The organism is Thiobacillus sp. (assembly GCF_024708915.1).
The window spans coordinates 1-8,042 of sequence record NZ_JANJXQ010000103.1 but is presented as its reverse complement, the minus strand read 5'-3'; the positions used below and the strand labels follow the sequence as shown (position 1 = coordinate 8,042).

General features: G+C 63.8%; 11 protein-coding genes. 1 reads left to right on the top strand and 10 read right to left on the bottom strand.

From position 1 onward, the window contains the following. From fdx to Q0L94_RS07855, 10 genes are all read right to left on the bottom strand, one after another. On the bottom strand, positions 1–317 hold a 317-nt coding region (gene fdx, locus Q0L94_RS07900), incomplete at its 3' end, for an ISC system 2Fe-2S type ferredoxin (protein WP_296752149.1). Between the two features lie 32 nt (positions 318–349). After that, a complete protein-coding gene (locus tag Q0L94_RS07895; protein ID WP_296752147.1) occupies positions 350–1,123 on the bottom strand; it encodes a DUF3050 domain-containing protein in 774 nt (257 codons plus the stop codon). Between the two features lie 8 nt (positions 1,124–1,131). Further along, the gene (gene hscA, locus Q0L94_RS07890) at positions 1,132–3,009 is read right to left on the bottom strand and encodes a Fe-S protein assembly chaperone HscA (RefSeq protein ID WP_296752145.1); all 1,878 of its coding nucleotides are present in this window, start codon (positions 3,007–3,009) and stop codon (positions 1,132–1,134) included. 1 nt (position 3,010) lies between these two features. Then, positions 3,011–3,538, bottom strand: coding sequence for a Fe-S protein assembly co-chaperone HscB (hscB, locus tag Q0L94_RS07885; RefSeq protein ID WP_296752142.1), 528 nt, complete (start codon positions 3,536–3,538; stop codon positions 3,011–3,013). 88 nt (positions 3,539–3,626) lie between these two features. Further along, positions 3,627–3,950, bottom strand: coding sequence for an iron-sulfur cluster assembly protein IscA (gene iscA, locus Q0L94_RS07880; protein WP_296752139.1), 324 nt, complete (start codon positions 3,948–3,950; stop codon positions 3,627–3,629). A 3-nt stretch (positions 3,951–3,953) separates the two neighbouring features. Continuing rightward, positions 3,954–4,340: a Fe-S cluster assembly scaffold IscU gene (gene iscU, locus Q0L94_RS07875; RefSeq protein WP_018077347.1), complete on the bottom strand. Its 387-nt coding sequence runs from the start codon at positions 4,338–4,340 to the stop codon at positions 3,954–3,956. Positions 4,341–4,438: 98 nt separating this feature from the next. Continuing rightward, positions 4,439–5,647 carry an IscS subfamily cysteine desulfurase gene (locus tag Q0L94_RS07870; RefSeq protein ID WP_296752137.1) on the bottom strand — a complete coding sequence of 403 codons (1,209 nt, stop codon included), beginning with the start codon at positions 5,645–5,647 and terminating at the stop codon, positions 4,439–4,441. Positions 5,648–5,669: 22 nt separating this feature from the next. Beyond that, the gene (gene iscR / locus Q0L94_RS07865; RefSeq protein WP_296752135.1) at positions 5,670–6,137 is read right to left on the bottom strand and encodes a Fe-S cluster assembly transcriptional regulator IscR; all 468 of its coding nucleotides are present in this window, start codon (positions 6,135–6,137) and stop codon (positions 5,670–5,672) included. Positions 6,138–6,212: 75 nt separating this feature from the next. Further along, positions 6,213–6,971, bottom strand: coding sequence for a serine O-acetyltransferase (gene cysE / locus Q0L94_RS07860; protein WP_296752133.1), 759 nt, complete (start codon positions 6,969–6,971; stop codon positions 6,213–6,215). 31 nt (positions 6,972–7,002) lie between these two features. Then, entirely contained in the window at positions 7,003–7,773 is a 771-nt protein-coding gene (locus Q0L94_RS07855) for an RNA methyltransferase (protein WP_296752130.1), read from the bottom strand. A gap of 59 nt (positions 7,774–7,832) precedes the next feature. Between Q0L94_RS07855 and Q0L94_RS07850 the strand changes: the two genes are divergently transcribed. Beyond that, positions 7,833–8,042: inositol monophosphatase family protein (locus tag Q0L94_RS07850; protein ID WP_296752151.1), on the top strand; the 210-nt coding region annotated here is incomplete at its 3' end.

Below are 8,042 nucleotides of genomic sequence, written 5' to 3'. Positions count from 1 at the left end.
TTGATGGTGTATTTGGGAATCTCGATCACCAGGTCGCTGCCGGCCACGCGCGCCTGGCACGACAGCCGCGACTGCGGCTCCAGGCCCCAGGCCTTGTCGAGCAGATCGTCCTCTTCTTCGGTGGACGCATCCAGCGAATTGAAGCCTTCGCGCACGACGACGTGGCAGGTGGTGCAGGCGCAGGATTTTTCGCAGGCGTGCTCGATCTCGATGCCGTTGGCGAGCAGGGTGTCGCAGATGGTGTCGCCGGGTTTGGCATCGATCACGGTGCCTTCGGGGCAGAGTTCGACGTGGGGCAGTACGATGAGTTGAGGCATGGCTTTCTGAATACGGCTGAATTGGGATACGGTCAGGCGGCTTTGGATTGCCGGCTCGGCAAGGCGGCGAGTGCGCCGTCCCATAATTGTAACCGGGCGGCGACGGCGGTTTCGGCCGCCGCTTCGGCCTCGCGCCATTTTCCCGGGTCATCGCCGCACAGCGCGGCGAGCAGGCGCAGCGACAGCGGCGCGTGGGAGTCCCCATCCAGCTGAACGTGGCGGTTGAGGTAATAGTGGAAGCTCGGCGCCTGCGCTTCGGTCACCGCCATGCGCGACAGCAGCGCGCGGAACATCGACGGGATGATGTGCTCGCGGCCCAGCGCCAGCGCGGCGCCAACCGTGTGCGGTTTGCCGCTGGCAAGAAAACCGAAGGTGGTGCGGGTGAAAGCGACGGACGGCGCGGGCGCCAGGCCCGAGTCGAGGGCCGCATCGACCCCCTGCTCCGCCACTTTCTGCACAAAGCGCGCAGGCACGCCGGCATCGGCGCCGATTTCGCGCATGGCGGCGAGATACAGCATGAAGTGGCTGGTATGGCCTTGCTGCCCCGGCGGCGCGGCGTCGGTTTCCTCTTCAAGCACCATCTCGTTGATGAAGCGCTGCACCGAGGCGTCGCCGCCCGGCAGCCACGGCCAGCGCGCGGGCGCGACTTCGTTCTGCAGGTACTTGACCAGCGACATGAAGTCCCATACCGAATAGACGTGATGCTGCATGAACACGCGCAGGTCGTCCGGCGTGGCGACAGCCGCATAGATCGGATGCGCGTCGAGCCGCACCCGCAGGGATTCGATGAAATCTGCGTTCAACATAACCAGGTTCAGCCAAAGGTTTCCAGTTTTTGCCCGGCCATCGCCCGGCGCACGTTCCGATCCATGCGGCGCTGGGCGAATTCGGTGGTGGCCGCATTCAGCGCCTCGATGCCGCGCTTGATGGCCAGATGACGATCGGGCCTGGCGTCGGGGCTCGACAGCAGGCTTTCGAGGGCGCCGATGCCGGCTTCGATCGCCGCGCTTTCCGCCGCGTCGAGCAGCGCGCCGTCTTCCGCCATGGCCGCCCGGATGGCGGCAATCAGGCCCTGCGCATCGACGATCTGCTCGTTCAGCGCGCGCGCGTACATGTCGTCCTTGGCGTGGGTGAAGGCATCCTTCAGCATGCGGGTGATGTCTTCGTCGCCCAGCCCGTACGAGGGCTTGACCTGCACGCTCGCTTCGACGCCGCTGCTCTGTTCGCGCGCCGACACCGACAGCAATCCGTCGGCATCGACCTGGAAGGTGACGCGGATGCGTGCCGCGCCCGCCACCATCGGCGGGATGCCGCGCAGTTCGAAGCGTGCCAGCGAGCGGCAGTCGGACGCGAGTTCGCGCTCGCCCTGCAGCACGTGCACGCTCATCGCGGTCTGGCCGTCCTTGAAGGTGGTGAATTCCTGCGCGCGTGCGGTGGGAATGGTGGTATTGCGCGGGATGACCTTCTCGGTCAGCCCGCCCATGGTTTCGAGGCCGAGCGACAGCGGGATGACGTCGAGCAGCAGCCAGTCGTCGCCGGCGCGATTGCCCGCCAGCACATCGGCCTGCATGGCCGCGCCGAGCGCGACGACCTTGTCGGGATCGAGGTTGGTCAGCGGGGTCTGCCTGAAGAAATCGGCCACCGCCTGGCGCACGCACGGCATGCGCGTCGAACCGCCCACCATCACCACGCCTTTCACGTCGTTCGCGGCCAGACCCGCGTCGCGCAGCGCCTTGCGGGTGGGGGCGAGCGTCTTGCTGACCAGTCCCGCGGTCATGGCGTTGAACGCGGCCTGGGTCAGCGTCGCGTCCATCATCTCGCCGGTCGACAGCACCGCAGTGACGCGCACCTCGGTATGTTCGGTCAGGGCTTCCTTGGCGTCGCGCGCCTTGGTCAGCAACAGCCGCATATCGCCCGCCGACAGCGGCTCGAAACGCGCCTGCTCGAGCATCCAGCAGAAGATGCGCTGGTCGAAGTCGTCGCCGCCCAGCGCCGAATCGCCGTTGGTGGCCAGTACCTCGAACACGCCCTTGGACAGCCTCAGGATGGAAATGTCGAACGTGCCGCCGCCGAGGTCGTACACCGCATAGACCCCCTCCGACGCATTGTCGAGGCCGTAGGCGATCGCCGCCGCGGTCGGCTCGTTCAGCAGGCGCAGCACGTTGAGGCCGGCGAGTTGAGCGGCATCCTTGGTGGCCTGGCGCTGGGCGTCGTCGAAATATGCCGGCACGGTAATCACCGCGCCGACCAGTTCGCCGTCCAGCGCAGCTTCCGCGCGCTGGCGCAGGGTTTTCAGAACTTCGGCCGACACTTCGACCGGACTTTTCACTCCGGCGGCCGTTCTCAACTGCACCATGCCGGGCGCATCGACGAAGCGATACGGCAGGCTGGCGATGTCCTCGATGTCGGCAATGCCGCGCCCCATGAAGCGTTTGACCGAGGCGATAGTGTTGTGCGGATCGCTGTTTTGTGCGGATTTCGCGGCATAGCCGACGTCGACCTGGCCGGTTGCGTGATAACGCACGACCGAAGGCAGCAGCGAATGTCCGGCTTCGTCGTCCAGCACCACGGCCAGGCCGGAACGCACCGTGGACACCAGCGAATTGGTGGTACCCAGATCGATGCCTACCGCCAGCCGATGCTGGTGGGGCGCGGTGGACATGCCGGGTTCGGCAATCTGCAGCAGAGCCATCTTAACTTTCCAGTTCTTCGTAGACGTCGCCGACCTCGGCGATGAGTTTGTCCATGAATCGCAGCTGGCGCACGGCCTCGGAGGCCGCTGCAAAATCGTGCGCCGTGTCGATCAGCTCGGCCAGTTGCGCCTCGATGCGGCGATGCGCTGCGCGCAGGTCGCCGGACACGGCGTCCAATGCCGTTGCATTTTGGTTCGCGCGCGCGTCCTCGATTGTCTCGCGCCATTCCATCTGCTGCATCAGGAATGCCGGGGACATTTTGGTGTTGCCGGCAGCGAGCGCGTCGATTCCCTGCAAGCGCAGCAAATACACGCCCCGGTTCACCGGGTGCTTGAGCGTCTGGTACGCCTCGTTCACCTGGGTCGCCCACTGCATCGCCACCCGCTGCTCGGATTCCGGCTGCGCGGCGAAGCGGTCCGGATGCACGGCATTCTGCAGTTCGCGGTAGGCGGCGTCGAGCTTGTCGCGGTCGAGCGCGTAGGCCGTGGGCAGGCCGAACAGCTCGAAATGAGTTTGGGAGAAGTCCATTAGAGGTGAGGCGTGAGGCGTGAGGGGGTAAGGCGTGAGGCGAGCGCTATTGAATTCCTCACCCCTATCGCCTCACCCCTCACGGCAATCAAACGTTGAACGACTCGCCGCAGCCGCACGCGTCCTTCACGTTCGGGTTATTGAACTTGAAGCCCTCGTTCAGGCCCTCGCGGGCGTAGTCGAGCTCGGTGCCGTCGATGTAGGGCAGGCTTTTCGGATCGACAAACACGGTCACTCCGTGGCTGGTGAAAACCTCGTCGCCTGCGGGCGCCTCGTCGGCAAATTCCAGCTTGTAGGCCATGCCGGAACAGCCGCTGGTGCGCACGCCGAGACGGATGCCGACGCCCTTGCCGCGTTTGGCGAGATAGTTCGTGACGTGTTGCGCTGCGCGCTCGGAAAGTGTGACGGCCATGATCTACTCCTGGCTGTGTTTCTGCTTGTAGTCGGCAACCGCGGCCTTGATCGCGTCTTCGGCCAGGATCGAGCAGTGGATCTTCACCGGCGGCAGCGCGAGTTCCTCGGCGATCGCGGTATTCTTGATTTCCATCGCCTGGTCGAGGGTCTTGCCCTTGACCCATTCGGTGACCAGCGAGCTTGATGCGATCGCCGAGCCGCAGCCGTAGGTCTTGAACTTGGCGTCTTCGATCAGGCCATCCTTGCCGACCTTGATCTGCAGCTTCATCACGTCGCCGCAGGCAGGCGCACCGACCATGCCGGTACCGACATCCTCGTCTTCCTTACCGAAAGAGCCGACGTTGCGGGGGTTTTCGTAGTGATCGAGTACTTTATCGCTGTAGGACATTTGGGGTTTCCTTTTTCGGTTAGGGGTGAGGCGTCAGGGGTGAAGAGGCAATATGCACTGTGCCTTACCCTTCACACCTTTCTCCTCACCCGCTCAAATCAGTGTGCAGCCCACTGCACGGTATTCAGATCGACGCCTTCCTTGAACATTTCCCACAACGGGGACAACTCGCGCAGCTTGCCGATCTTCTCGTGCAGCAGCTTGATGGCGTAGTCGACTTCTTCCTCGGTGGTGAAGCGGCCGATGGAGAAGCGGATCGAGCTGTGCGCCAGTTCGTCGCTGCGGCCCAGTGCGCGCAGCACGTAGGACGGCTCCAGGCTGGCCGAGGTGCAGGCGGAACCGCTTGATACCGCCAGATCCTTGATCGCCATGATCAGCGATTCGCCTTCGACGAAATTGAAACTGACGTTGAGGTTGTGTGGCACGCGCTGGTCCATGTCGCCGTTCAGATGCACTTCCTCGATGTCCTTGAGGCCCGCATAGAGGCGGTCGCGCAGCATGCGGACGCGCTCGTTCTCGGTCGCCATTTCTTCACGGGCGATGCGGAAGGCTTCGCCCATGCCGACGATCTGGTGGGTGGCCAGGGTGCCCGAACGCATGCCGCGCTCGTGGCCGCCGCCGTGCATCTGCGCCTCCAGACGGATGCGCGGCTTGCGGCGCACGTACAGCGCGCCGATGCCCTTGGGGCCGTAGGTCTTGTGCGCCGAGAACGACATCAGGTCGACCGGCAGCGTCTTCAGGTCGATCGGCATCTTGCCGGTGGCCTGCGCCGCGTCGACGTGGAAGATCACGCCCTTCTCGCGGCAGATCCTGCCGAGCGACTCGATGTCCTGGATCACGCCGATCTCGTTGTTGACCGCCATCACCGAGGCCAGCACGGTGTCGGGGCGGATCGCGGCGCGAAAGGCGTCGAGGTCGACGAGGCCGTTTTCCTTGACGTTGAGATAGGTCGCCTCGAAGCCCTGGCGCTCCATTTCGCGCACGGTGTCGAGCACCGCCTTGTGCTCGGTGCGCACGGTGATGATGTGCTTGCCCTTGGTGCCCGAGTAGAAGTGGCCGGCGCCCTTGATGGCGAGGTTGTTCGATTCGGTGGCGCCGGAAGTGAATACGATTTCCTTGGGGTCGGCGCCGACCAGCGCAGCGACCTGGGCACGCGCGTCTTCCACCGCCTTTTCGGCCTCCCAGCCGAACGGATGCGAGCGCGATGCCGGATTGCCGAAATGCTCGGTCAGATAAGGGATCATCTTTTCGGCCACGCGGGGATCGACCGGGGTGGTGGCAGAATAATCGAAATACAATGTTTTCATCGTTTTGTCCTGATTGAACCGTTCAAACAGCCAGCGTCATCTTCGATTTCGATGCGCGGCGATCCTGAACCACCTTTTCCTTGCATTCGTCCTGCTTGGCCACCAGTGTGGCCAGCGTCACGTTGTCCAGGTAATCGTAAATGTGGGCGTTGAGTCCCGTCCACAAGTCGTGCGTCAGACAACGGTGTTCGTCGTGGCAGTTTTCCTTGCCGCCGCACTGGGTGGCGTCGATGGGTTCGTCGACCGCGCGAATGATGTCGGCCACGCTGACGTCTGCGAGCGGCCGGGCAAGGTAATAGCCGCCGCCCGGGCCGCGCACGCTTTCGACCAGCTCATGGCGGCGCAGGCGGCTGAAAAGCTGCTCCAGGTACGACAGAGAGATGTCCTGGCGCTCGCTGATTCCGGCCAGCGTCACCGGACTCTTGCCGCCGCGTAGCGCCAGGTCGAGCATGGCGGTAACGGCAAATCGACCCTTGGTGGTCAGCCTCATGACTATTCTCCTGAAATTTCATCCGAACTATAAAATACCTGAGCATTTCGGTCAACTATTCATTACCCAAGCAATTCAGTCAACTATTTTATTCAGATAGTTCGGATCGAAATCGTCGGGCTTGTCCTGCCCCGCCGGCATTTCCACGCCCAGCTTCTGCAACTGCGCCAAAATCAGTTCCAGCCGATGATCGGTGTGGGCCGAATGGTCGATCAGTCCATGGATCGCCTTCACCATCGGGTCGTTCATGTCGGCGGAAATGGCATAGGCCGAGAAACCCAGCTTTTCCGCCTGCTGGTTGCGTTGAATTTCCGCCGCGCTGTCGAGGATGCGGGCGGGAATACCCACCGCCGTCGCATTGTCCGGCACATCCTTCACCACCACGGCATTGGAGCCGACGCGCGCATTGGCGCCGATGGTGATCGGGCCGAGGATCTTGGCGCCCGCTCCCACCACCACGCCGCGCATCAGGGTGGGGTGGCGCTTGCCCTTGTTCCACGAGGTGCCGCCCAGGGTCACGCCGTGATACAGCGTGCAGTCGTCGCCGATTTCCGCAGTCTCGCCCACCACCACGCCCATGCCGTGGTCGATGAACACGCGGCGGCCGATCGTGGCGCCAGGATGGATCTCGATGCCGGTGAACCAGCGGCCGAGATGCGAGATGAAACGCGCCAGCCATTTCCACTCCATGCGCCACAACCGGTGCGCAAGGCGATGGATGAGCATGGCGTGGAAGCCCGGGTAGGTAGTGACAACCTCGAAGGTCGAACGCGCCGCTGGATCGCGGTCGAACACGACGCCGATGTCTTCCTTGAGTTGGCTGAGAAGGCTCATGCGGGGAGGATGCTATTTCCGACTATATTAGTCAATCATTATGAACAGCGGTGCCGGCCCGGCGCGCCGCTGCCTTCGCCCCCTGCGCCGCGGTCAGGATGCCGCGCAGGATGTTCACTTCTTCCTTCGCCAGCCGCGTGCGCGCGAACAGCCGCCGCAGCTTCAGCATCAGTTTGCCGGGCGAGCCGCGGTTCAGAAATTCCAGTTCGGCCAGCGCGGTTTCCAGGTGGCCGTACAGCTTCTCCACCTCGTCGCCCGTCGCCGCATCGACATCCGGCTGCGGCCAGCTTGCATGCCGCAGCCAGGTCTGACGGATCTCGTAGCTCAACACCTGCACCGCCGCCGCCAGGTTGAGCGAGCTGTAGTCGGGGTTGGCGGCGATCGTCACCAGCCCCTGGCACAGGCTCAGTTCCTCGTTCGACAGCCCGCTGGTTTCGTTGCCGAACACCAGGGCCACCGGGCCGGCTTGTGCTTCGGTCAGCAAGCGGACGGACGCCTCGGGTGGCGTCAGCACCTCGGCCACGATGTCGCGCCGGCGTGCCGACACGCCCAGCGCCAAGGTGGTGTCGGCCAAGGCTTCGGCCAGCGTGGCGCACACCCTCGCCTGCGCCAGCAGGTCGGTCGCGCCGGAGGCCATGGCGTCGGCCTGGCTGTTGGGGAAGACGGCGGGATCGACCAGAACCAGCTGCGCCAGCCCCATCGTCTTCATCGCCCGCGCCGCCGCGCCGATATTGCCCGGGTGGCTGGTGCGCGTCAGCACGATGCGAATATTGGCGAGAAGTTTCGGGTCGGCTGGGGTCATCAGGCAAACATCATCAAGTAAAATAGCGGGTTCGTTCTTTGAATCGTTTGCCAGACACCATGCATCCCATGCTCAATACGGCGGTGAAAGCCGCTCGCAAAGCCGGGGCGATCATCAATCGCGCCTCGCTCGACCTCGATCAACTCACCGTGCGCAGCAAGCAGGATCGCGATTATGTCAGCGAAGTCGACCAGATGGCGGAACGCGCCATCATCGAAACCCTGCTCGACGCCTATCCGAATCACGGGATTTTAGCAGAGGAGTCCGGC